Annotated in this window: 12 protein-coding genes; 7 read left to right on the plus strand and 5 right to left on the minus strand. The window is 64.7% G+C overall.

What is annotated here, in order from left to right; genetic code table 11:
- The first annotated feature begins 102 nt into the window (after positions 1-102).
- The 6 genes from WMW70_RS20010 to WMW70_RS20035 all read left to right on the plus strand — a co-directional run bounded on the left by WMW70_RS20010 (position 103) and on the right by WMW70_RS20035 (position 11,375).
- Positions 103-1,476, plus strand: a complete 1,374-nt coding sequence (locus tag WMW70_RS20010; RefSeq protein WP_341439213.1) for an alanine/glycine:cation symporter family protein — start codon at positions 103-105, stop codon at positions 1,474-1,476.
- A 110-nt stretch (positions 1,477-1,586) separates the two neighbouring features.
- The gene (gene tpx / locus WMW70_RS20015) at positions 1,587-2,087 is read left to right on the plus strand and encodes a thiol peroxidase (protein WP_341439214.1); all 501 of its coding nucleotides are present in this window, start codon (positions 1,587-1,589) and stop codon (positions 2,085-2,087) included.
- 194 nt (positions 2,088-2,281) lie between these two features.
- Complete coding sequence (locus tag WMW70_RS20020; RefSeq protein WP_341439215.1) at positions 2,282-3,508, plus strand: MdtA/MuxA family multidrug efflux RND transporter periplasmic adaptor subunit; 1,227 nt, start codon at positions 2,282-2,284, stop codon at positions 3,506-3,508.
- Positions 3,505-6,597 carry an MdtB/MuxB family multidrug efflux RND transporter permease subunit gene (locus WMW70_RS20025; protein ID WP_341439216.1) on the plus strand — a complete coding sequence of 1,031 codons (3,093 nt, stop codon included), beginning with the start codon at positions 3,505-3,507 and terminating at the stop codon, positions 6,595-6,597. Before WMW70_RS20020 ends, WMW70_RS20025 begins: the two co-directional genes overlap by 4 nt.
- Positions 6,598-6,682: 85 nt before the next feature.
- Complete coding sequence (locus WMW70_RS20030; RefSeq protein ID WP_341439217.1) at positions 6,683-9,790, plus strand: multidrug efflux RND transporter permease subunit; 3,108 nt, start codon at positions 6,683-6,685, stop codon at positions 9,788-9,790.
- A 151-nt stretch (positions 9,791-9,941) separates the two neighbouring features.
- Positions 9,942-11,375 (plus strand): efflux transporter outer membrane subunit, encoded by a 1,434-nt coding sequence (locus WMW70_RS20035; protein WP_341439218.1) that lies wholly within the window; start codon positions 9,942-9,944, stop codon positions 11,373-11,375.
- Between the two features lie 64 nt (positions 11,376-11,439).
- Here the strand turns inward: WMW70_RS20035 and WMW70_RS20040 are convergent, their stop codons facing one another.
- Positions 11,440-12,447: a TRAP transporter substrate-binding protein gene (locus WMW70_RS20040; protein WP_341439219.1), complete on the minus strand. Its 1,008-nt coding sequence runs from the start codon at positions 12,445-12,447 to the stop codon at positions 11,440-11,442.
- Between the two features lie 380 nt (positions 12,448-12,827).
- A complete protein-coding gene (locus tag WMW70_RS20045; RefSeq protein WP_341439220.1) occupies positions 12,828-13,334 on the minus strand; it encodes a disulfide bond formation protein B in 507 nt (168 codons plus the stop codon).
- A 338-nt stretch (positions 13,335-13,672) separates the two neighbouring features.
- Between WMW70_RS20045 and cls the strand changes: the two genes are divergently transcribed.
- The gene (cls, locus tag WMW70_RS20050) at positions 13,673-15,058 is read left to right on the plus strand and encodes a cardiolipin synthase (protein ID WP_341439221.1); all 1,386 of its coding nucleotides are present in this window, start codon (positions 13,673-13,675) and stop codon (positions 15,056-15,058) included.
- Positions 15,059-15,087: 29 nt separating this feature from the next.
- Here the strand turns inward: cls and WMW70_RS20055 are convergent, their stop codons facing one another.
- The 3 genes from WMW70_RS20055 to WMW70_RS20065 form a co-directional block, all read right to left on the minus strand.
- A complete protein-coding gene (locus WMW70_RS20055) occupies positions 15,088-15,279 on the minus strand; it encodes a hypothetical protein (RefSeq protein WP_341439222.1) in 192 nt (63 codons plus the stop codon).
- Between the two features lie 113 nt (positions 15,280-15,392).
- The gene (locus WMW70_RS20060) at positions 15,393-15,608 is read right to left on the minus strand and encodes a CsbD family protein (RefSeq protein WP_341439223.1); all 216 of its coding nucleotides are present in this window, start codon (positions 15,606-15,608) and stop codon (positions 15,393-15,395) included.
- A 108-nt stretch (positions 15,609-15,716) separates the two neighbouring features.
- Positions 15,717-24,299, minus strand: a complete 8,583-nt coding sequence (locus WMW70_RS20065) for a GH36-type glycosyl hydrolase domain-containing protein (protein WP_341439224.1) — start codon at positions 24,297-24,299, stop codon at positions 15,717-15,719.
- Positions 24,300-24,515 lie beyond the last annotated feature (216 nt).

Here is a 24,515-nt window from a genome sequence, read left to right on the forward strand (position 1 = left end):
CGCTCACCTGAGGGGTTAACCGCATTGCAACAGCGCCTATCCGGCGGTCGCGCAAGCGAAGGATACCCACCTCGCGCTCACTACAAGAATAAGGAAACCAACATGGAATTCATCAACACCCTGGTCAATCAACTCAATGGCGTGGTCTGGGGCCCGCCCATGCTGGTCCTGATTCTCGGCACCGGTCTGTTCCTCATGCTGCGCCTGAATTTCATGCCGCTGACCAAGATCGGCGCTGGCTTCAAGCTGATGTGGCAGGGCCGCAAGAAAGGCGATGCCGAGAGCGGCGAGATCAGCCCGTTCCAGGCGTTGATGACCTGTCTGGCCGCCACCGTGGGTACCGGCAATATCGCCGGCGTGGCCACCGCGATCTTCCTCGGCGGCCCGGGTGCACTGTTCTGGATGTGGTGCACCGCACTGGTGGGTATGGCCACCAAGTACTGCGAAGTGGTGCTGGCGGTGCATTACCGCGAGAAGGACGACCGCGGCGAGCACGTCGGCGGGCCGATGTACGCCATCAAGAACGGCCTGGGCAAGAAGTGGCTGTGGCTGGGCACTGCCTTCGCCATCTTCGGCGGCTTCGCCGGCTTCGGCATCGGCAACATGGTGCAGGTCAACAGCATGGCCGCAGCGCTGCAAACCACCTTCAATGTGCCGCTGTGGCTGACCGGCCTGGTCACCATGCTCTTCGTCGGCATGGTCATCCTCGGCGGTATCAAGCGTATTGGTAAGGTGGCCGCGACCCTGGTGCCCTTTATGTGTGTGGCCTACATCATCGCCGCCATGGTGGTGCTGGTGGTCAATGCCGCGGAAATCCCGAAAGCCTTTGAAATGATCTTCACCTACGCCTTTACCCCGATTGCTGCTACCGGTGGTTTTGCCGGTGCGGCGGTGATGGCGGCGATCCGCTTCGGTGTGGCCCGCGGTATCTTCTCCAACGAAGCAGGTCTGGGTACTGCCGGTATCGCTCAGGCGGCCGGCACCACCAACAGCCCGGTACGTTCGGGAATGATCGGCATGCTCGGAACCTTTATCGACACCATCATCATCTGCTCGATGACTGGCCTGGCGATCATCACCTCCGGCGTATGGACCAGCGGTGTCAGCGGTGCGGCACTGTCGGCGGCAGCCTTCGAACAGGCCATGCCGGGCGTCGGCGGTTATCTTCTGACCGTCGCCCTGGTGGTGTTCGCCTTTACCACCATCCTCGGCTGGAGCTACTTCGGCGAGAAGTGCTGGGAATATATGGTCGGCACCAAGGCGATTCTGCCGTTCCGCATCCTCTGGGTGTTGGCGGTGCCGTTTGGTGCCATTGCCCAGCTGGACTTCGCCTGGCTGGTGGCCGACACCCTCAACGGCCTGATGGCGATTCCCAACCTGATGTCGTTGCTGCTGCTTAGCCCCATCGTGGTCAAGCTGACCAGAGATCATTTCGCGAAAAAAACCCAGGTTGGCGTGGTTAAGGCTACAGCCTGACCCGTCGGTCAGTTAATATTGCGGGCCGTCAGGGGCGCGAGACTTGCCATTTGCCAAGCTCGCGCCCTTACTTGTTTACCGTCCCCAATCTGCACAGAAGGATCGATTCCATGGCACAAGTCACCCTCAAAGGTTCCCCGGTCGAAGTGACCGGTCAATTGCCGCAAGTCGGTCAGCAAGCGCCGTCCTTTACCCTGGTCGGCGCGGGTCTGGCCGATGTCAGCCTGGCCAGCCTGGCTGGCAAGCGCAAGGTGCTGAACATCTTCCCCAGCGTCGATACCCCGACCTGCGCGACTTCGGTGCGTACCTTCAACGCCGGTGCCAGCAAGCTGGCCAACACTGTGGTGCTGTGCATCTCGGCCGATCTGCCGTTTGCCCAGGCGCGCTTCTGCGGCGCGGAAGGCCTGGAGAACGTGATCAACCTGTCGACCATGCGCGGCTCCGAGTTTCTCAAGGACTATGGCGTGGCCATCGCCTCCGGCCCGTTGGTCGGTGTAGCCGCCCGCGCCGTGGTGGTGCTGGATGAAAACGACAAGGTGCTGCACAGCGAACTGGTCAGCGAAATCGCTGACGAGCCGGACTACGCCGCGGCGATTGCCGTACTCAAGTAACAGCTGCTCAATGATTGTCCAACGGCCTGCCTTGCAGGCCGTTTTCATTTCTGCGGGCTTTTCTGGAGAGCAGTTTTTTATCGGCGGATCAGGCAGTTAGTTACGTAAGGAAATGGTAAATAGGCGGTAAAGAGACTTTGCAGGCTGGCTGATACTGCATATCGTTCAGGCTTCCCAAGGAAGTGATCCTCGCCATGCCTGATTCCGCGTTCGCCCCCCGTCCTCGCCACCTGTCGCGCCAATGGCTGTTGGGCTCGCTCGCACTGGCTGTTCTTGCCGTACTGCTGTGGTGGTTCTGGCCCAGCCCGCCGGAAGCGCCACAGGGCCGTGGCCGTTTTGGCGACATGGGACCGGTGCCGGTGCGTGTGGCGACTGTCAGCCAGGGCGACTTCCCGGTTGAACTCAAGGCCCTGGGCACTGTGACCGCCTATAACACGGTGAATGTGCGCGGCCGGGTCGAGGGGGAGCTGGTCAAGTTGCTGTTCAAGGACGGCCAGCAGGTCGAGGCCGGCGATCTGCTCGCGGTAATCGACCCACGTGCTTACGAAATTGCCTTGCAGCAGGCCCAGGGCGCACTGCAGGAACACCAGGCGCAACTGCGTAACGCCGAGCTGGACCTGGCGCGCTACCGCGGCTTGTATGCCGAAGACTCGATTGCCAAGCAGACCCTCGATACCCAGCAAGCGCTGGTCAACCAATACCGCGGCAGCCTCATGAGCCTGCAGGCTGATGTCGCCACCGCGCGGCTGAACCTGGATTTCACCCAGATTCGCGCCCCCATTAGCGGCCGCCTGGGCATTCGCCAGGCCGATGTCGGCAATCTGCTCAGCTCCGGTGATGCATTGCCGCTGGTGGTGATTACCCAGACCCTGCCGATTGCGGTGATCTTTACCCTGCCCGAAGCCGAACTGCCAGCCGTGGTGCAGCAACTGCGTGCCGGAGCGACCCTCGCGGTCGAGGCCTGGGACCGCAGTGAAAAACTCAAACTGGCCGAGGGCGAACTGGAGAGCGTCGACAACCTGATCGACACCGCCACCGGCACGGTCAAGCTCAAGGCGCGCTTCGCCAATGCCGAGGAAATGCTCTTCCCCAACCAGTTCGTCAATGTGCGTCTGCGGGTAAAAACCCTGCAGAACGTCACCCTGATGCCGGCCGCCGCGCTGCAATTCGGGGCCAGCGGCACCTTCGCCTATGTGGTGGACAGTGATGACAAGGTGCAGCTGACGCCGATCAGCGTTGGTGCCAGCGACGGCCTGCGCAGCGTGGTCGAGCAGGGCCTCAAACCAGGTGATCGCCTGGTGCTGGAGGGTACCGACCGCTTGCGTTCGGGCAATCAGGTCGAAGTGATCAGCGACAAACCGGTTGCCGCCCAGGCCGAGCCGGCCACGCTTGAGCGCCAGGGCGCGCCGCGCGCCCAATGAACGCCTCACGCCTGTTTATCCTGCGGCCGGTCGCCACCACGCTGATCATGCTGGCGATCTTCCTCAGCGGCCTGATCGCCTACCGCCTGCTGCCTGTCTCGGCGCTGCCGGAGGTGGATTACCCGACCATCCGGGTGATGACTCTGTATCCAGGTGCCAGCCCGGACGTGATGACCAGTGCGGTCACCGCGCCGCTGGAGCGCCAGTTCGGCCAGATGGCCGGGCTCAAACAGATGTCTTCGACCAGCTCGGGCGGTGCCTCGGTGATCACCCTGCGCTTTAACCTGGAGGTGAAGCTGGATGTCGCCGAGCAGGAAGTGCAGGCAGCGATCAACGGCGCGAGCAACCTGCTGCCCAATGATCTGCCGGCACCGCCGGTGTACAACAAGGTCAACCCGGCTGACACCCCGGTGCTGACCCTGGCCATCCGCTCGAAAACCATGCCGCTACCCCAAGTGTTCGACCTGGTCGACACCCGCCTGGCGCAGAAACTGGCGCAAACCAGCGGCGTCGGCCTGGTCACCCTGGCCGGCGGGCAACGTCCGGCGGTGCGTCTGCGAGTCAACCCGCAAGCCTTGGCCGCTTATGGCTTGAACCTCAGCGATGTGCGCAACCTGATCACCGCGAGCAACGTCAATCAGCCCAAGGGCAACTTCGATGGCCCGACCCGGGTGTCGCAGCTGGATGCCAACGATCAGCTGAAATCCGTCGACGAATACCGCGAGTTGATTCTGAGCTATCAGGACGGCGCGACGCTGCGTCTGAAGGATGTCGCCGAGATTATCGACGGCGCGGAAAACCAGCGCCTGGCCGCCTGGGCCAATCGCAACGAAGCGGTGCTGGTCAACGTGCAGCGCCAGCCGGGGGCCAACGTGATCGATGTGGTCGACCGCATCCAGACCCTGCTGCCCAACCTGACCCAGGGCCTGCCGGCCAGCGTCGAGGTCAGCGTGCTGACCGACCGCACCGAAACCATCCGCGCGGCGGTCAAGGGCGTGCAGTATGAGCTGCTGCTGGCCATCGCCCTGGTGGTGCTGGTGACCTTTCTGTTCCTGCGCAAGCTGTCGGCCACCATCATCCCGTCCATCGTCGTGCCGCTGTCGCTGATCGGCACCTTCGGCGTGATGTACCTGGCTGGTTTCACCATCAACAACCTGACCCTGATGGCCCTGACCATCGCCACCGGCTTTGTGGTGGACGATGCCATCGTCATGCTGGAGAACATCGCGCGGCATCTGGAGGAGGGCGAAACGCCGCTGAATGCCGCGCTCAAGGGGGCCAAGCAGATCGGCTTTACCCTGGTGTCGCTGACCATCTCGCTGATCGCGGTGCTGATTCCGCTGCTGTTTATGGCCGACGTGGTGGGACGCTTGTTCCGCGAATTCGCCATCACCCTGGCGGTGGCCATCCTGATTTCCCTGGTGGTGTCGCTGACCCTGACGCCGATGATGTGCGCGCGCCTGCTCAAGGCGGAAAAGCCCGAGGAAGAAGGGCGCTTCTACCGCGCCGCCGGGGCGGTGATCGACGCCATGATCGCCCGTTATGGCCTGTGGCTGACCTGGGTGCTCAAGCATCAACCGCTGACCCTGCTGGTGGCCATCGGCACCCTGGCGCTGACCGTAGTGCTATACCTGGCCGTGCCCAAGGGTTTTTTCCCGGTGCAGGACACCGGGGTGATCCAGGGTATTTCCGAGGCACCGCAGTCGATTTCCTTCCGCGCCATGAGCGAGCGCCAGCAACGCCTGGCCGAAGTGATTCTGCAGGACCCGGCCGTGGCCAGCCTGTCGTCCTATATCGGCGTGGACGGCGACAACCCGACGCTCAACAGTGGCCGCCTGCTGATCAACCTGACGCCACGGGCCGAGCGCGATGTCAGCGCCAGCCAGATCATCGAACGGCTGCGCCCGGAGCTGGCGCGGATTCCCGGGATCGAGCTGTACCTGCAACCGGTGCAGGACCTGTCCATCGAGGATCGGGTCAGCCGCACGCAGTTCCAGTTCAGCATGGAGTCGCCGGATATCGGTCTGCTGGAAGAATGGGTACCCAGGCTGGTCAGCGCGCTGCGCGAGCAGCCGGAGCTGACTGACGTGGCCAGCGACCTGCAGAACCGTGGCCTGCAGGTGTTTCTGCAGATCGACCGCGACATGGCCGGTCGTCTCGGCGTCAGCATCGCCGATATCGACAACGCGTTGTACGACGCCTTCGGCCAGCGGCAGATTTCCACCATCTACACCCAGGCCAGCCAGTACCGCGTGGTGCTGGAGAGCGAGAATGCCGGCAGCATCGGCCCGGCGGCGCTGCGGCAGATTCACGTCAAGGCCGCCGATGGTCAGCAGGTTGCGCTGTCGACCCTGGCCCAGGTCGAGGAGCGCGCCGCCAGTCTACTGATCAACCATATCGGCCAATTCCCGGCAGCCACGCTGTCGTTCAACCTGGCCAGCGGCGTATCGCTGGGCGAAGCGGTGGCGGTGATCGAGCGGGTCGAGCGCAAGATCGGTATTCCGCCAGCGGTGCAGACGCGCTTCCAGGGCGCAGCGGAAGCCTTCCGCGCCTCGCTATCGAGCACCTTGCTGCTGATTCTGGCGGCCATCGTCACCATGTACATCGTGCTCGGCGTGCTCTACGAGAGTTACATCCATCCGATCACCATTCTCTCCACCTTGCCTTCAGCCGGGGTCGGCGCGCTGCTGGCGTTGCTGATCAGCGGCAACGAGCTGGGGTTGATCGCGATCATCGGCATCATCCTGCTGATCGGCATCGTCAAGAAGAACGCGATCATGATGATCGACTTCGCCCTCGACGCCGAACGCAACCAGGGCATGACGCCTACGGATGCGATCTATCGCGCTGCGCTTTTGCGCTTCCGCCCGATTCTGATGACCACCCTGGCCGCGCTGTTCGGCGCGATTCCTCTGATGCTGGCCACCGGCTCCGGGGCCGAGCTGCGTCAGCCCTTGGGCCTGGTGATGGTCGGCGGGCTGCTGCTGAGCCAGATCCTTACGCTGTTCACCACGCCGGTGATCTACCTGTACTTCGATCGCCTTTCGCGACGGGTCAGTGGCCGTAGCGCCGCCGGGGTGGCGGTGTGAGTGCTTTTTGTAGGAGCCAGCTTGCTGGCGATTATGGCCAATGCAAAAGCATCGCGAGCAAGCTCGCTCCTACAGGGGCTGCGGCATGAACCTCTCCGGTCCCTTTATCCGCCGGCCGGTGGCAACCCTGCTGCTGAGCCTGGCGATTCTGCTGCTCGGCGGCGTCAGCTTCGGTCTGCTGGCGGTAGCGCCGCTGCCGCAGATGGATTTCCCCACGATTACCGTGCAGGCCAGCCTGCCGGGAGCCAGCCCGCAGATCATGGCGTCCAGCGTGGCCACGCCGCTGGAGCGCTCGCTCGGCACCATCGCCGGCATCAGCCAGATGAACAGCCGCAGCAGCCAGGGCAATACGCGGATCATGATCCAGTTCGACCTGGACCGGGATATCAACGCCGCCGCCCGCGAGGTGCAGGCGGCGATCAATGCCTCGCGCGAGCTGCTGCCCAGCGGCATGCGCAGCATGCCGACCTACCGCAAGGTCAACCCCTCGCAAGCGCCGATCATGGTGCTGTCGCTGACCAGCGAGGTGCTGCCCAAGAGTGAGCTGTATGACCTGGCCTCGACCATCCTGGCGCAGAAGCTTGCCCAGGTAACCGGCGTCGGTGAAGTGCAGATCGGCGGCAGTTCCTTGCCCGCCGTGCGCGTGGCGCTGGAGCCGCGCTTGCTCGATCAGTACGGCATCGCCCTGGATGAAGTGCGCCAGAGCATCAGTGCGGCCAACGCCAAACGGCCGAAAGGCGCGGTGGAAGATGCCGAGCGGCACTGGCAGGTGCAGGCCAGCGACCAACTGGAAAAAGCCGCCGACTACCTGCCGCTGATCATTCGCTACCAGGACGGCGCGGCGGTGCGCCTGGGCGATGTGGCAACCGTCACCGATGGCGTCGAGGACCGCTACAACAGCGGCTTCTTCAACGATGAGCAGGCCGTGCTGCTGGTGATCAACCGGCAGACCGGGGCCAATATCATCGAAACCATCGCCGGTATCCGCGAACAGTTACCGGCCCTGCGTGCGGTGATTCCAGCCAGTATCGAGCTGCAGGTGGCCATGGATCGCTCACCGGTGATCAGCGCAACCCTGCATGAGGCCGAACAAACCCTGCTGATCGCCGTGGTGCTGGTGATTCTGGTGGTGTTCGCCTTTCTCGGCCGTTGGCGCGCCGCGCTGATTCCGGCCCTGGCGGTGCCGGTGTCGCTGGTCGGCACCTTTGCGCTGATGTACCTGCTGGATTTCTCCCTGAACAACCTGTCGCTGATGGCGCTGATCATCGCCACCGGCCTGGTGGTGGACGACGCCATAGTCGTGCTGGAAAACATCTCGCGGCATATCGAGGCCGGCGAAACGCCCATGGCGGCGGCGTTCAAGGGCGCGCGGGAGGTTGGCTTCACCTTGCTGGCGATGAACCTGTCGCTGGTCGCAGTGTTTATCTCGATCCTGTTTATGGGCGGCATCGTCGAGCGGCTGTTCCGCGAGTTTTCCATCACCCTGGCCGTGGCCATAGTGATTTCCCTGCTGGTGTCGCTGACCCTCACGCCAATGCTCTGCGCCCGCTGGCTCAAGGCCGAAACTGCCGAACACCAGCCCGGTACCATGCAGCGTTGGGGCAGGGCCGTGCAGCGGCGGGTGCTGACGTTCTATAGCCGCAGCCTGGACTGGGCGCTCAAGCATTCCTTGCTGATGCTGTTCAGCCTGCTGGCAACCATCGCGCTGAATATCTTCCTGTTTGTCAGCGTGCCCAAGACCTTTATGCCGCAGCAGGACACCGGCCAGCTAATCGGCATGATTCGTGGCGATGACGGCCTGTCGTTTCAGGTGATGCAGCCGAAGATGGAAATCTTCCGCCGCGCCGTGCTGGCCGACCCGGCGGTGGACAGCGTGGCTGGGTTTATCGGCGGCAGCGGCGGGATCAATAACGCCTTTATGATCGTGCGCCTGAAGCCTGTCTCCGAGCGCAAGGCCAGCGCCCAGGAGGTGATCAACCGCCTGCGTCATTCGGTGCCGAAAGTGCCGGGCGGGCGGATGTTTCTGATGCCCGATCAGGACCTGCAGATCGGCGGGCGGGAAGGGCGCAGCTCGGAAAACGAATACATGCTGCTGTCCGGCGATCTCGATGAGTTACGCAAGTGGCTGCCGCCGGTGCGTGAGGCGCTGCGTGCACTGCCGGAACTCACAGATATCGACGCCAAGGAGGCTGAAGGCACCCAGCAGATCCGCCTGGTGGTTGACCGCGACATGGCCAAGCGCCTGGGCGTGGACATGAATATGATCACTGCGGTACTGAATAACGCTTTCAGCCAGCGCCAGGTGTCGACCATCTACGACAGCCTCAATCAGTACAGCGTGGTGATGGAGATCAACCCGCAGTTCGCCCAGTACCCGGAAACCCTCGACCAGATTCAGCTGATCACCGCCGAAGGCGCGCGGGTGCCGTTGTCCAGTTTCGCCCGCTGGGAGCGCAGCCTGGAAGAAGACCGGGTGCATCACCAGGGCCAGTTCGCGGCGGAAAACATCGGCTTCGCCCTGGCCGAAGGGGTCAGCCTGGAGCAGGCCAGTGAGGCGATCAACAACGCGGTTGCCCGGGTCGGTTTACCCACCCAGGTGCAGGGCATGCTCGGCGGCACCGGTGGGGCCTTCCAGCAAACCCAGCAGAACCAGCCGTGGATGATCCTGCTGGCCTTGGTGGTGGTGTATATCGTCCTCGGCGTGCTGTATGAGAGTTATATCCACCCGCTGACCATTCTCTCCACCTTGCCCTCGGCCGGGGTCGGCGCGCTGCTGGCGCTGCAGCTGATGAGCATCGAATTCAGCCTGATTTCACTGCTCGGTTTGTTTTTGCTGATCGGCATCGTCAAGAAGAACGCGATTCTGATGATCGACCTGGCGCTGCAGCTGGAACGCCAGCAGCACCTGAGCCCGCAGGAGTCGATCCGCCAGGCCTGTCTGCTGCGCTTCAGGCCGATCATGATGACCACCCTGGCGGCGATTCTCGGCGCGCTGCCGCTGATGCTCAGCAGCGCCGAAGGCGCGGAAATGCGCCAACCGCTGGGCATCACCATTGTTGGCGGGCTGGTACTGAGCCAGCTGCTGACCCTCTACACCACGCCGGTGATCTACCTGTATTTCGACCGCCTGCGCCACCGGGTCAACCGCTGGCGAGGCGTGCGCACCGACGCTGCTCTGGAAACCCCGCTATGAACGGTTATGGCCGCAACTGGGTGGAGGGAGCCGTTGTACGTCGTAGGGTGCGCCGCGCGCACCAAGGGTTTATGGCGGGCGCTGGTGCGCACGGCGCACCCTACCTAATTGCCCAAATGCCTTAAGCATCACCTGATTGGTACATCGCCTTATGAAAGTCCGAGCCGTATATCGTTTACCCGCTTTGCTGGCTTTGAGTCTGGCTTTGAGTGCCTGCGCACTGGGACCCGACTATCAACGCCCCGAACTGCAGATTCCTACGCAGTTTAAGCAGATTGAAGGCTGGACCCAGGCCAAGCCCGGTGATGTGCTGGAACGCGGCAGCTGGTGGCAGTTGTATGGCGATGCTGAGCTGAATGCCCTGGTCGAGCGGCTGAATATCTCCAACCAGAACCTGGCCGCCAGCGAGGCGCAATATCGCCAGGCTCGCGCCCTGGTGCGCGGCGCGCGAGCGGCGTTCTATCCGAGCCTGTCGAGCAGCGCCGGGGCCAGCCGCAGCGGCCAGGGCACTGGCAGCCAGAGCACGTCCAGCAGCACCAACTCGAACAGCAGCGGCGTGTCCAGCAGCTATGACCTCAGCCTGAATGCCGCCTGGGAACTGGATATCTGGGGCAAGCTGCGCCGTTCGCTGGAATCCAGCCGCGCCGGTTTCGAGGCCAGCGCCGCCGACCTCGCCGCGCTAAAGCTCAGCCTGCAATCAGAGCTGGTACAAAACTACCTGCAACTGCGCGTGCTGGATGATCAACAGCGCCTGCTCGATGCCACAGTCGCGGCCTATGCGCGGTCGCTGAAACTCACACAGAACCAGTACAACGCCGGCATCGTGCCGAAGTCCGATGTCAGCCAGGCGCTGACCCAGCTGAAAAGCACCCAGGCCCAGGCCATCGACCTGAAATGGCAGCGCGCCCAGCTGGAGCATGCGATTGCCGTGCTGATCGGCGTACCGCCCAGCGAACTGAGCATCGCCGTGCGTGAGCAATTGCCCAGCCTGCCGCAGATTCCCGTGGCCTTGCCGTCGCAACTGCTGGAGCGCCGCCCGGATGTGGCCGCGGCCGAGCGCCGGGTGATGGCCGCCAACGCCGATATCGGTGTCGCAGAAGCCGCCTGGTACCCGGACCTGACCATCTCCGCCAGCGGCGGCTACCGCGGCAGCAGCTTTGCCGACTGGATCGATCTGCCCAACCGTTTCTGGTCCCTCGGCCCGCAACTGGCCCTGACCCTGTTCGATGGTGGCGCGCGTAGCGCCGAGCTGGAACGCAGTGAAGCGGCCTACGACCAGACCGTGGCGCAATACCGTCAATCGGTACTCGACAGCTTCCGTGAGGTGGAGGACACCCTGGTGCAACTGCGTGTGCTGGAGCAGGAAGCGGTAGTCCAGCAGGAGGCGCTGGACGCCGCCCGCGAGTCCTTGCGCTTGATCGAGAACCAGTACAAGGCCGGCACCGTGGACTTCAACAGCGTGGTCAATGTGCAGGCCACGGCGCTGAACAACGAGCGCACCAACCTCGGCCTGCTGGGCAGTCGTCTGACCGCCAGCGTGCAGTTGATCGCGGCGCTGGGTGGTGGTTGGCAGCAGAAGCAGTAGGGGGCGCTGCACATCCGCCCAGGCGGAGGGGCTTGGTGCGCATGGCGCACCCTACGGTCAGGAGCTAGTCGCGCTTGTTGCGGTTGACCGTTTGCGCGGCCTTGATTACATCGCGACCGATAACCGTCTCGAACTGCTGCCACACCGGCTGCATGGCCTGGCGCCAGGCGTCGCGCTGTTCATCGCTAAGGGCGATTACCTCGGTGCCGGCAGCGCTCTCGATACGCTTGCGGTCAGCCAGGTTGGCCGCTTCGGCCTGGCGGTTCACTTCAAAGGTGACCTCGTCGATGATGCCTTCCAGCTCCACGCGGATCTGGTGCGGAATGCCGTACCAGAAGCGCGGATTGCTCACCAGCATATAGTCGAGCACGCCGTGGTTGGTCTCGGTAATAAAGGGCTGCACGCTGTGCAGCTGCTTGCTGTAGATATTCGACCAGGGGTTTTCCGCCCCCTCGACCTTGCCGCTTTTCAGCGCCTCGAAGACCTCGGCAAAGGGCAGTACCAGCGGCGTTGCACCGAGCTGGTTGAACTGCGCCTCAAGCACGCTGGAAGGTTGGATACGGAACTTCAAACCGGCCGCGTCGCCCGGCACCAGCAGCGCCTTGGTGGCCGACAGCTGCTTCATGCCGTTGTGCCAATAGGCCAGGCCGACGATGTTGTGGTCTTCCATGGAGCGCAGCAACTGGCGGCCCTTGGCGCGCTTCTGAAAGCGGTTGACCGCGTCCAGGTCATCGAACAGGAAGGGCAGGTCGAACACCTGCAATTGCTTGGTGTACTTCTCGAACTTGGCCAGCGACGGTGCCAGCAGCTGCACCTCATTGTTGGCCAGGGCTTCGAGTTCGTTGGCATCGCCGTAGAGGCTGGAGTTGGGGTAGACCTCAACCTTGACCTTGCCGCCCAGGCGCTCCTCGGCGAGTTTCTGGAACAGCAGTGCGCCCTGGCCTTTGGGGGTGTTGTCGGCCACCACATGGGCGAATTTGATCAGGATAGGCCCCGTCTCGCTGGCGGCATGGACCTGGGCAGAGAGCAGCAACAGGGTGCTGGCCGCAACAACGGCTATCGACTTGAGCATGGCGTGTCCTTTTATTCTTATGGAAAAGTCGCGCCGCCGGCCCAGTGTGCGGAAAGGGCCTGGGCGACGCGATAGCGGCAGACACTCGCAATGCCTATGCCAGAGTCTGGCCTGGCCGGCGGGGACCGGGCCTGCGTTATACCGCTGTGCGCCAGATCACAGTGGCTGGCGGATTACCGCCGTTATCTCTGCGTTTGTCGGCGGTAATCCGCTTATCTGGGAGCCTGTCGGGCTTGACCGTTCGTAGCGAGGGAAAGTCCGGGTCGAGTCAGTTTTGTTGGTCTTTCGAGGAGAATAGCAAGCTATTTAACGAGAAAGAGCAGCAAAAATGGCCGAGTCCGGCTTTTCCGCAGTAGAACAGCGTTAAGTCCGACAGGCTCCTAGCGTCCCTGACGCAGTGCGCGCCAGGCGCTGAACAGGATCAGGCCCATCAGCAGCGTCAGGCTGAGCCAGGTCCAGGCGGTAAAGGGCAGGCCGAGAATCTTGTAGTCGTTCTGCCCGCATACCCCGGCGCTCATAAACACCTCGGGCAGGTAGTCATGCAACGGCAACTGGAAGGCATAAAAAGGGAAGGGTGAGCAGCTGAAGCTTTCCAGCACGCCGCTCTCGATCAGCAGCAGGTGGCTGTTATCGTAGACGGCCATGCCCCCGGCAGCCAGGAGCAGGGGCCACAGCGCCAGGCTCAGCCAGCGCAGGCCGAGCGCCTCGCAGGCCAGCAGCAGAAGACTGACAACTGCGCCACAGACCAGCCATAGACGGATCTGCACGCACAGGGTGCAGGGCTCCCAGCCGAACTGGTGTTGCAGGACCAGGGCGGAACCGAGCATGAGCAAACAGGCTGCGGCGATCAGGGCCAGCAGCGTAGTCAGAGGGGTGGGGCGGGTCATCCGAGTCTCCATGGCACGCCGGCAGTGGCGCAAGGCTTTAGGTCGCCGTGGGCTGACCCCGCGGCAGGGCGAAGGCAAGGATGATGGCAAGCGCCTGGACGATCAACCCCGGGATGCGCCCCGAGTGCATTTGTCCGCATTGCGCTGTCTCAGCTGTACTGCTCGCGCTACATTGCATGCGCCTGACGGGCAATTGTCGAGGCGTACGAGCCAGAATGCGCCAGCGCACCGACGCAGTGCCGGGAATTGCTAGGCTGCAGATGGACAGCTGTGCGTCTGCAGAGCACGGGTCGCGGGGGTACGCGCGGCTGCGCTTAATCACCTGCCGAGGATAGGCCATGCTTGCCTACCGCTGGATCGCAATACTCGCTCTGCCCTGGGCCCTGGGCTCACTCTCGGCCTGCAGCAGCCTGCCGACTCTGGTGCCGGACATGGCCCATAGTCATGCGCCGGTACGCCTTATCGGCCCGGGCGGGCCGCTGTCGCCAGCGCGCAGCCAGGCCATCATCGGCAGCCTCAAGGCGTCGGGCGTGGAGACCAATATCTTCGACCTGCACCTGGCCGTCGAACAGGCCATAGTCGGCAGCCCGCTGACGGCGGGCAATCGGGTCGAGTTGCTGCAGGACGGCCGTGCTACCTACCGTTCGATGATCGAAGCGATTGGCGCGGCGCGTGACCATATCAACATGGAGAGCTATATCTTCGACGATGACCAGGTCGGTCAGCGTTTTGCCGATGCCCTGATCGCCAGGCAGCAGGCCGGTGTGCAGGTCCATCTGATCCGCGACAGCGTCGGCACCCTGGGCACGGCCGCGGGCTTCTTTACCCGGATGAGCGATGCCGGGATACAGATCGTCGAGTTCAACCCGGTCAATCCGTTGACCGCCAAGGCCGGCTGGCAGGTCAATCAGCGTGACCACCGCAAGCTGCTGGTGATCGACGGGCGCATCGCCTTTCTCGGCGGGGTCAATATCAGCAGTGTCTATTCCGGCAGCTCGCCCCAGCTCGGCGAACAGGTGCCGATGTCCGGCGACTTGCCCTGGCGCGACACCCACCTGCGCCTCGAAGGCCCAGTGGTGGCCGAACTGCAGAAACTCTTTATCGGCACCTGGACCGGGCAGAAGGGCCCGGAGCTCAGCGCGCGGCATTATTTTCCGCCGCTGGAGCAGCGCGGCAATGAGGTGGTGCGGGCCATCGGCAGTTCCCCGGAGGAACCCCATAGCCTGATCTACGTCACCCTGATTTCCGCCCTGCGCAGCGCCCAGAGCGAAATCTGGCTGACCAACGCCTACTTCGTCCCCGACCCGCAACTGCTCACCACCTTCAAGGAGGCCGTGGGCCGAGGTGTGGATGTGCGTCTGATCCTGCCCAGCCGCACCGACTCCTGGTTGGTGTTCCATGCCGGCCGGGCCTATTACGAGCAGTTGCTGGAGGCCGGGGTACGCCTGTACGAGCGTGACGATGCCCTGTTGCATGTAAAGACCGCGGTGATTGACGGGGTCTGGTCCACGGTGGGCTCGACCAACCTCGACTGGCGCAGCTTCCTGCATAACCAGGAGGTCAATGCGGTGGTGCTCGGGGCGGATTTTGGCGAGCAGATGCGCGTGGTGTTCCGCACCGACCTGGCCAAGTCCAGCGAGATCAGCCTGCAGGCCTGGCAGGATCGCGGCCTGCAGGTGCGCGTCAAGGAGTGGTTGGCACGGCTTTGGGAGTACTGGCTCTAACAGGCCGTTGAAAAACTACCTGCTAAGCGTCAGCGCTTGAACAGCGCCGAGTCCAGCTGGTTGAAGCAGCGCACGAGCTGCTCATGGCTGGCGGCGGCAAAGGCTTTCTGGGCCAGCGGTACCAGCACCGCGGGTTTGACCCGGCCGGAAGCAAGCTGGCGCTGCATATAGGCCAGGAGGGTTGCGTCGCTGACCGCTTGGGTTGGATCGGGGCTGTCCACGGGCGAGTTCCTCGGCTATTGCCGTGTTTGCATTGTGCGCAATGATAGCCCTTCACGCTGCGGGCTGGTGCGACCGCTGTCGGCGCTCTGGCCAACAGCGGCTCAGTCAGGGCTTAGCTGGTGCGGTGCCGCTCGAAGAAGCTCAGCACCTGTTTTTCCGCATCGCCGCGCGGCATCTGGTAGCGCTGTTCTATCAGTGTCGTCAGCTTCTGCGCGTCGCCTTCGGACTTGATCAGCTCGTCCAGGGTCAGTTCGTCCCAGACGACACGGGCCAGGCCCGCGAGCTGACGCCAGTTCTTGCGAATGATTTCGGCGAGTGGTCTGCTCATTTTCGGACTCCCTGATTCGGCAACCAGTGAAACTGCATGGATAAAACCGCGCCCCGCGCTGCGCTCAGCATCGCAGCGCGGGTTAAGCGCGTCGGTACGCCGGCGCGCTTAACCCGGTCGGCAGCGCAACTCGATGCGATGTTCGCCGCCGTCGTCGACCAGCGGGATCTGCGTATCCGCGAGGGGCACGCCGTCCAGCGACAGCGAGGCAGGCGCGTCGACCTGCTGGATCACCTCGATGCGGTACAGCGTGCTGCCGAAGCGGTAGACCAGGCTGTAGCCCGGCCAGTCTGCCGGCAGTACGGGCTGCAGGCGCAGGCTGCTGCCGCTGCGCTGCAAACCGAGCAGTGACTCGACGATCAAACGGTACATCCAGCCGGCCGCGCCGGTGTACCAGCTCCAGCCGCCGCGCCCGGCATGGGGGGGCACGCCATAGACATCGGCGGCCACCACATAGGGCTCGACCTTGTACTGCTCGATGCTCTGCGCGCTGCCGTGGCTGACCGGATTGATCATGCGCAGCAGCTCCCAGGCCCGTGCGCTGTCGCCCAGGCCGGCAAAGGCCATGCTCGCCCACACGGCGGCGTGGGTGTACTGGCCGCCGTTCTCACGCACGCCGGGCACGTAGCCCTTGATATAGCCGGGGTCCAGGCCGCCCTGGTCGAAGGGCGGGTCGAGCAGTTGCACCAGCCCGACGTCGCGGCGCAGCAGATGTTTCTCCAGGGCGTCCATGGCGCTGCGCTGACGCTCGGGCGCGGCCGCGCCTGAGAGCACCGACCAGCTCTGGGCAATGGAGTCGATGCGGCACTCCTGGTTTCTGGCAGAACCCAGCGGCGTGCCGTCGTCGAAGTAGGCGCGGCGATACCAGGCACCGTCCCAGCCGTGTTCCTCCAGGCTGGTGCGCAGGCTGGCGGCCTGTTCGTTGCAGCGCTGGGCGAATGCCGGGTCGCCCTGGATCAGGGCGGTGTCGGCGAACTGCTGGAGTACCTCGAAGAGGAAGAAGCCCAGCCACACGCTCTCGCCGCGGCCCTGCTCGCCGACGCGGTTCATGCCGTCGTTCCAGTCGCCGTGGCCGATCAGCGGCAGGCCATGGGCACCGCGCGCCATGCCGTGTTCGATGGCACGCACACAGTGCTGGTAAAGGCTTTCCTGAAGCGAAGAACGTTGTGGCAGGTCGAAGTAGGACTCTTCGCCTGCATGCAGCGCGCGGCCCTCGATATAGTTCACCGATTCGTCGAGCACGCTGTAATCGCCGGTGATGCGCACATAACGGCTGGTGGCCAGGGGCAGCCACAGGTAGTCGTCGGAGCAGCCGGTGCGCACGCCGCGATCCAGCGGCGGATGCCACCAGTGCTGCACATCGCCCTCGCTGAACTGATGGGCCGCGCACAGCAGCAGGTGCTGACGGCTGGCCGCCGGGCTGGCATGGATCATCGCCATGCTGTCCTGCAGCTGATCGCGAAAGCCAAAGGCACCGCCGGACTGGTAGTAGCCGCTGCGGGCCCAGAAGCGACTGGCAATCACCTGGTACATCAGCCAGCCGTTGGCCAGCACATCGATGGCTGGCTCGGGAGTCTTGATCTGGATCGCCCCCAGGGTCTCGCGCCAGTGCGCAGTTACCTCCTCCAGCGCGCGGCTGGCGGCACTGGCACCGTGAAAGCGCTGGGCCAGCTGCAGCGCGGCCTTGGCATCGTGGCCGGCACCGAGGCGGAAGATCACCTCATGGCTGGCACCTTCGGCCAGCTCGAAGGCAACCTGGATTGCCGCGCAGGGGTCCAGGCCTCCGCCGGTGCGGCCCGACAGGTAGGGTCTGGCCATCGCCGCCGGGGCATTCAGGTTGCCGTTGCGGCCGAGGAATTCGCTGCGGTCGCCGCTGACGCTGCGCACCGGCGAGTCGACATCGAAGAACGCCACACGGCCGGGGAAGTCGATGGAGTAGGCGTTGCGGGCGAACAGTGCGCCGCTGACCGGGTCCTGTTCGGTGACCACGTGCATGGCCGATTTCTCGCGCAGGTCGCCGAGTACCCAGGCCACGTACCCGGTGGCCGACAGCCGGCGGGGGCGGCCGGAGTGGTTGCGCACCTTCAGGCGCGAGAACTTGATCGAGGCATCCAGCGCCACATACACCAGCAGCTCGCTGTGGATGCCGTCTTCATCGTGCTCGAAGACGCTGTAGCCGAAGCCATGACGGGTGGTATAGCTGCCCGTGCCGGGGCGCGGCAGCGGGGTGGGCGACCAGAACTGTCCGGTTTCGTCGTCGCGCAGGTACAGCGCCTCGTCGCTGGCGTCGCCGACCGGCTCGTTATGCCAGGGCGTCAGGCGGTATTCATGGGCGTTCTCGCTCCAGGTGTAGGCACCGCCGCTTTCGCTGATCACCGTGCCGAAGTGCGGGTTGGCCAGCACGTTGGACCAGGGGGCCGGGGTGCTCAGGCCATGGCCCAGGTGGATCACATACTCGCTGCCGTCGGCGCTGAAACCGCCGTAGGGGTTGCCCAGTTGCAGCGCGGGGTCGCGGACCGGCGTGTTGGCCGGCCGCGCTTGCGCGGTGCGCATCTGGCTGGCGTCGAAGCGCGGCAGCGCCGGTTCGCTGGAGCGCCGATGCACCTGCTCGGCCAGGCTGCCTTTGCTGTCGCTGAGTACCAGGCGCGCCACGGCGAGCATCAGCAGGCGGTCCTCGTTGGACAGTTGCTGGGCCGGACGGACGAAGATGCCACCGGGTCGATCGACCAGATGGGCTTCGCTGCCGGAGGTCACCAGGGCCATGATCAGGTCCTGCAGGTGCTGGCGATAGCCGACCTGGTCCTCGTTCCAGATCACCAGATCCACCGCCAGGCCTTTCTGCCGCCAGTAGGCATGCGCCTGCACCAGCTGGCGCACCAGCTCGATATTGGCCGGGTCGGCGATCTGTACCAGGACGATGGGCAGGTCGCCGGAAATCGCCTGGCCCCAGAGGTCGGACTGGTTGCGCTGGTTGCTGGCCAGCACGCTGGCATCGGCGCGCAGCGCGGCATTGGCGTAGAGGATCGAGGCGGCCATCTGCTCGAACAGACGGGCATCGGCCATGCTGGCGTTGAGCTGGCGCAGCAGCACCTGGCTGTGGGTCCAGGCCAGGCCGAAGACGCGGTCGGCCAGATGGCGATCGCGGTATTTGGCGATCAGCTGCAGGCAACCCTCGCGGCTTGCGCTGATGCCGCTGACCAGGTCGATAACTGCGGTCTGGCCTGGATCCAGGGTGATCCGGCAGCGAATTGCGACAATCGGGTCGAGCACCGAGCCGGCACTGCCGGACAGGCTGTCGACGCCGACGTCCAGCGCGGCCGGATGGGCCACGCTACGGCCGCGGCCAATAAACTGCGCGCGGTCGGTTTCGTAGGAAATCGCATCGATATCCACGCCGTGGGCGGCCAGCAGGTGGCACATCCAGGGCGTTTTTTCCTCGCTGGAACGCGGCCGCCGCGAACACAGGATCGCCTGCAACTCCGGCAGCAGTTCGGTCTGCACGAACAGCTTGCTGAAGGCCGGGTGCATGGCATCGGCTACGGCCGCGGCGAGTACCACTTCGGCGTAGCTGGTGAACTCCAGGGTGCGGCGGACCCGGGCGCGGTTGGTCAGGTGCAGGCGACGCAGTTCGATATCGTCCTCGGGGGAGACGACGATCTCGGTATGGGCGTCGAAGTCGCGTTCGCGCACCCGGAATTCGGCGCGGGCGTCGGTGAAGATCGCCTCGTAGCTGGCCGTGCGGCGCAGGGTCGGCTGGTACGCGGCGGACCAGAAGTCGCCGCTACTGACATCGCGCAGGTAGCAGAACATGCCCCAGTTATCGCGGCTGACATCTTCGCGCCAGCGCGTCACGGCCGTGCCGTTGCAGCGGCTGTAGCCGCCACCGGCACTGCTGAGCATGACGTGATAGTGACCGTTGGACAGCAACTGCACAGCGGGACGTCGGCGGTCGGGATCGGCGAATACCCGCAGCTTGGTTTCGGTGATTCGCGCGGCGGCGTCGGCCGCGGGCGAGTGGGTGGCATGCAGGTACTGTGCGGCGGTTTTCGGAATGCGTTCCTGCAGCAGCAGGGCGGTGGCCTGGAACTGCGGGTCGGACTCGAAACGCCTTTGCATCGGCCGGTCCAGCAATACATGGGTCAGGGCCAGCAGGCTCATGCCCTGGTGGTGGGCCATAAACGAATAGACCACCGCCGAGTCTTGCCCCCGGGGCAGGCGCGCCGGGGTGAAGTCGATGGCTTCATGCAGACCGAAGGTACCGGCCAGGCCCATCTCGGCCAGACGCTGGAGGTTCTTGCAGGCGGCTTGCGGATCGACCATCAGGGCCAGGACCGAGGCGTAGGGGGCCACCACTATGTCTTCGCCGAGCCCGCGTTTGAGGCCCAGGCCGGGCACGCCGAAGGCGCGGTACTGGTAGTTGAAGTGGGCATCCTGGGTGTTGTAACCGGACTCGGAGACACCCCAGGGCAGGCCCAGCTGGTTGCCATGCTCGATCTGCCGGGCCACGGCGGCGCGGCAGGTCTGGTCGAGCAGGGTGCCGGCATAGTTGGGCATCACCAGCATGGGCATCAGGTATTCGAACATCGAGCCGGTCCAGGACAGCAGCACCGGCACGCCGCGGTTGTTGGTCAGCAGGCGGCCGAGGCTGAACCAGCCTTCCTGGGGCAGCTGGCCCTGGGCGATCACGACGAAGTTGGTCAACCGCGCCTCGGATGCCAGCAGATCGTAACAGGCGCTGTCCAGACGGTTTTCTTCGGCGTTGTAGCCGATGCTGAACAGATCGCGCTGGGCGTCGTAGAGAAAGCGGAAGTCCATCTGCGCCAGACTCGCGGCCAGCTCGGCGAGGCGTTTGGCCATGGCGATCCGCTCGTTGGCATAACGCTGTACCTGCTGCACCTGGGCCTGACTGGCGGCCGGCCACTGCAGGCTGTCCAGCTGGCTCAGCTGCTGCCAGGTGGCTTGCGCGGGTTGCTCGGCGGCGTCCAGGGGCGGCAGGCAGAACAGGCTCAGCTCGTTATGCAGGTCATCGCAGTGCGCCAGCAGCGCCAACAGCCAGCGTTCACTGTCGCTGTCGGGAGTCGCTTGCAGGGTCTGGCGCAGCTGCTGGGCATGTTCCAGCAGCCGTTGCAGGCGCTTACAGCTTGCCGCCAGGCTGTGCGGCGCAGTCGACTGGGCATCATCCAGTTCGCCTTGCAGCGGGGCCAGGGTTTCTCTGTCGAGGCCCGCATCGGCCATGGCCTCGCGCAACAGCGCGAGGGTATCGCCGAGGCCGGCAAACAGCTGCGGGCTGAGCAGGGGCTGGGTGGCCAGCTCCAGCAGACCCGGACGCAGGGTCAGCAGCAGCCCGGCCAGGTTGCCGCTGTCCACCGTCGATACATAGTGCGGCGACAGGGGTTTGAGCGTCTGGGTGTCGTACCAGTTGAAGAAGTGCCGGCGATGGCGTTCCAGGCCGGCCATGCAGCTCAGCGACTTATCGAGACGTGCCAGCAGGCGGCCGGCGCTGAGGTAGCCGAAATCGTAGGCGGCCAGGTGCGACAGCAGGGCCATGCCCATATTGGTCGGCGAGGTGCGATGGGCGATCACCAGGCTCGGTTGTTCCTGGATATTGTCGGGCGGCAGCCAGTTGTCCAGCGGGCCGACATGCTGATCGAAGAAGGCCCAGGTCTTGCGCGCCAGGTTGCGCAGAAAGCGCAGCTCGTCGGCGGAGGGGTCGAATGCCTGGCGTGCTACCGAGCGGCTGAGCCACCAGGCGATTGCCGGGCCGCTCAGCCACAGCAGCAGCAGCGGGCTGGCCACGGCCAGCACCAGCGGCGTGGCGAGCAGCAGGGCGGCGCAGACCAGCGCGGTCAGCGGCGCGACCCACATCAGCCGGTACAGGCCGGGCAGGTCGTTGCGGCTGCTGCGCTCCACCTCGCGGGAGGGGTTCCATTGCAGCAGGCGCTTCTGGCTGATCAGCATGCGCCACAGGCTGCGGCCGATGGCGTCCAGGCTGATCAGGGCTTCGAAGGGCAGCCACACCAGGCTGAGCAGGGCGCGGCTGAAATGCAGCAGGGTCGCCCGCAGGGTCACCAGCAGGTGCTGGTCGAGGGGGATGTCATGGGGCTTGCGCAGCAGTTCCAGCAGCGCGGTGAGCAGCGGCTGGGCCAGCACCAGGGCGAGCACCATCAGGGTCCAGAGCAGTGCCTGGTCGACGGCGAACCAGCCCCACAGCAGCATGGCCAGAAAGGCGCTCGGCTCCAGGCTGCGGCGCAGGTTGTCGAGGATTTTCCAGCGGGCCAGGGCGCTGAGGCGATTGCGCTCGCTGCCGCCCTCGGACTTCGGCGTCCAGCTCAGCAGCCAGGGCAGCAACTGCCAGTCGCCGCGCATCCAGCGGTGCCGACGCTTGCAGTCGGCGCTGTAGCGGGCCGGGTGTTCTTCATACAGCTGCACATCGCTGAGCAGCCCGGAGCGGGCGTAGCAGCCTTCGATCAGGTCGTGGCTGAGGATGCGGTTGTCCGGGAAGCAGCCTTCCAGGGCCTGTTCGAAGGCATCCACCGCGTAGATGCCCTTGCCGACAAACGAGCCTTGCTGAAACAGGTCCTGATAGACATCGGAGACGGCGCGGGTATAGGGGTCAACCCCCGCGTCGCTGCCAAACAGTTGTGCATAGGCCGAGCGTGCGCTGCTCGGCAGGCTGATGCCGACCCGCGGCTGGAGGATTGCGTAGCCGCTGCTGATGCGTCGCCGCACCGGGTCGAATACCGCCTGATTGAGCGGGTGGGCGAGGGCCCCGACCAGCTGTTGGGCGACATCGCGCGGCAGCTGGGTGTCGGTGTCCAGGGTGATGACGTAGTTGACTCGCGGCAGCGCGGCGATAGCGCCAACGATCAGGGCGAAGTGCTCCTGACCCTGGCCGCGCAGCAGGGCATTGAGCGCGGCGAGCTTGCCGCGTTTGCGTTCATGGCCCATCCACACGCCTTCGGCGGGGTTCCAGCGGCGCGGGCGGTGCAGCAGGTAGAAGCGCTCGGCGGTGACGGGTGGGTATTTGAGGTTGAGCGCCTCGATCAGCTGGCGGGCCAGCAGGAGCAGGGCGGCGTCCTGTTCCAGCACCTCGCTGGGCGCATCCATAAAGTCGGTGAGCAGGGCGAAATGCAGGTTGGCGTCGCGGTTGGCGAGAAAGCGCACCTCCAGGCCTTCGACCAGCTCCTCGATATCCCGCGCACTGCCCATCAGCGTCGGCACCACCACCAGGGTGCGCGCCTGTTCGGGAATGCCGGCGCTGTAGTCCAGGCGCGGCAGGGCGTCCGGGGTCACGGTCAGGGTGACCAGCCAGTTCACCAGACCCAGGGCCAGGCAGCTGGTCATCAGCAGAGTGGGCATCCCCAGCAGCACCAGCAGGCTGTCGCTCAGGCCGGCCTGGCGTGCGACGGCGAGAAAGGGCCAGGCCAGCAACAGGCTGAGGAGCAGTGCCGGGGTCAGGAAGAAGGTCAGCGGTGCACGGCGCAGCAGGCGTTGCCAGGCTTCGCCGATGGGCACACGGGCTTCCAGGCGCTGTTCCAGCGCAGCCAGGCCCGGGCCCTGCAGGTAGAAGCCGACGTGAGCGCCAATGCCCTCGCCAGCGGCGGCCATTTCGATGGCCGTGCGGGCGACCTGCTCTTCCGCGTGGACGCAGTGTTTGGCCAGGCTTTCGACCCTGTGGCGGTAGTGGTCGCGGGTGGCGAAGTCCATGTCGGGGTAGATGGCGGCCGGGTCTTGGTTGAGCACCTGTTCGACCCGGCTCATGCTTTCGACGAAGCTCTGCCAGTTGCTGTCGGCCAGCAGACGCAGGCTGTTGATGCTGTTGCTGATGGAGACCTGTTCGGCCGCCTGTTGCTGAGTATCCAGCTGCACCAGGCGTTCGATGTTCTGCCCATTTTCGCCGAGCATCTGCTCGATCCAGGTCAGCGGCAGGATCAGCGCGGCGCTTTGTCCCTGCAGGCGCCTGGTCAGTTCGGCGACGAAGGAACTGCTCATCGGTGGTTGCGAGCGGGCCATGTCGGCGACGCTGAGCACCACGCTTTTGGCGTCCTGTTCGGCTGTTTCACAGATCTTGTCGGCCCAGTCGTTGGCCAGGTTGCGGTCCGCCCAGTTGGCCATCACCCGCGAGGCGATCCGGCGCAGGTTCTCGATCAGGGCCAGGCGCAGCATGATCGGAATCGCCCACAGCTCGCCGAGGGTCAGCGGCATGACCGACTGATAGGCCGCGACGAAGCGGCTGAGGCTTTCGCAATCGACCCGGCCATCGCCATGGGAAATGGTTGCCAGGGCGATGTCGTAGACCCGCGGCAAGCCCCTCGAAGGGCCGTTGGCCAGGCGTGGCAGCTCACGGCTGTAGCCTTTGGGCAGGTGCTTGCGCGCGGTGCGGATCTGCTCTTCGATCAGGTAGAAGTTGTCCAGCAGCCACTCCGCTGCCGGGGTGGCGCGGCGTGTGGCCAGGGGCACGGCATTGAGCATGGCGCAGCTGCGCGCCAGCAGCGCTTCGTTATCGTCCAGGCGGGTCAGCAGTGCCCCGGCGGCAGAGCGCGGGTTGAGCTTATGCTGCCCGGCCAGTTGATGGCCATGGCTGGCCATCTGTTCAGCGTTGAACAGTTCGGCGCGCAGGGCGGGTTCGTGGACAAACTGCTGAGTTGAACTGCGCAGACGCGACAGTGTGCGAATCCATATGCTGAACATTATTTCCTTGGCCGGCCGCGTCTATTTCCCGCGGCCTGGTAGCTGTGGGACTGGGCGAGGGGATGCGCCGCTCTGCAGATTTTCACCTGCTGATACGCAGAGGGCAGAACGTGCTGATGGGTTCTGCCGGTCACCAGTCTGACTGGGTGGCATGCTGGCGTCTGTCCGTCAGCGCACATGGCACCATAGTGGCGCTGTTGCGCTTATGGTCAGAGG

It is taken from the genome of Pseudomonas sp. XK-1 (genome assembly GCF_038069885.1).
GTDB lineage: Bacteria > Pseudomonadota > Gammaproteobacteria > Pseudomonadales > Pseudomonadaceae > Aquipseudomonas.

Bases quoted from the DNA above. Each gene is read 5' to 3' on its own strand.
- WMW70_RS20010 (WP_341439213.1), top strand. From the start codon at position 103: ATGGAATTCATCAACACCCTGGTCAATCAACTCAATGGCGTGGTCTGG.
- tpx (WP_341439214.1), top strand. From the start codon at position 1,587: ATGGCACAAGTCACCCTCAAAGGTTCCCCGGTCGAAGTGACCGGTCAA.
- WMW70_RS20020 (WP_341439215.1), top strand. From the start codon at position 2,282: ATGCCTGATTCCGCGTTCGCCCCCCGTCCTCGCCACCTGTCGCGCCAA.
- WMW70_RS20025 (WP_341439216.1), top strand. From the start codon at position 3,505: ATGAACGCCTCACGCCTGTTTATCCTGCGGCCGGTCGCCACCACGCTG.
- WMW70_RS20030 (WP_341439217.1), top strand. From the start codon at position 6,683: ATGAACCTCTCCGGTCCCTTTATCCGCCGGCCGGTGGCAACCCTGCTG.
- WMW70_RS20035 (WP_341439218.1), top strand. From the start codon at position 9,942: ATGAAAGTCCGAGCCGTATATCGTTTACCCGCTTTGCTGGCTTTGAGT.
- WMW70_RS20040 (WP_341439219.1), bottom strand. From the start codon at position 12,447: ATGCTCAAGTCGATAGCCGTTGTTGCGGCCAGCACCCTGTTGCTGCTC.
- WMW70_RS20045 (WP_341439220.1), bottom strand. From the start codon at position 13,334: ATGACCCGCCCCACCCCTCTGACTACGCTGCTGGCCCTGATCGCCGCA.
- cls (WP_341439221.1), top strand. From the start codon at position 13,673: ATGCTTGCCTACCGCTGGATCGCAATACTCGCTCTGCCCTGGGCCCTG.
- WMW70_RS20060 (WP_341439223.1), bottom strand. From the start codon at position 15,608: ATGAGCAGACCACTCGCCGAAATCATTCGCAAGAACTGGCGTCAGCTC.
- WMW70_RS20065 (WP_341439224.1), bottom strand. From the start codon at position 24,299: ATGTTCAGCATATGGATTCGCACACTGTCGCGTCTGCGCAGTTCAACT.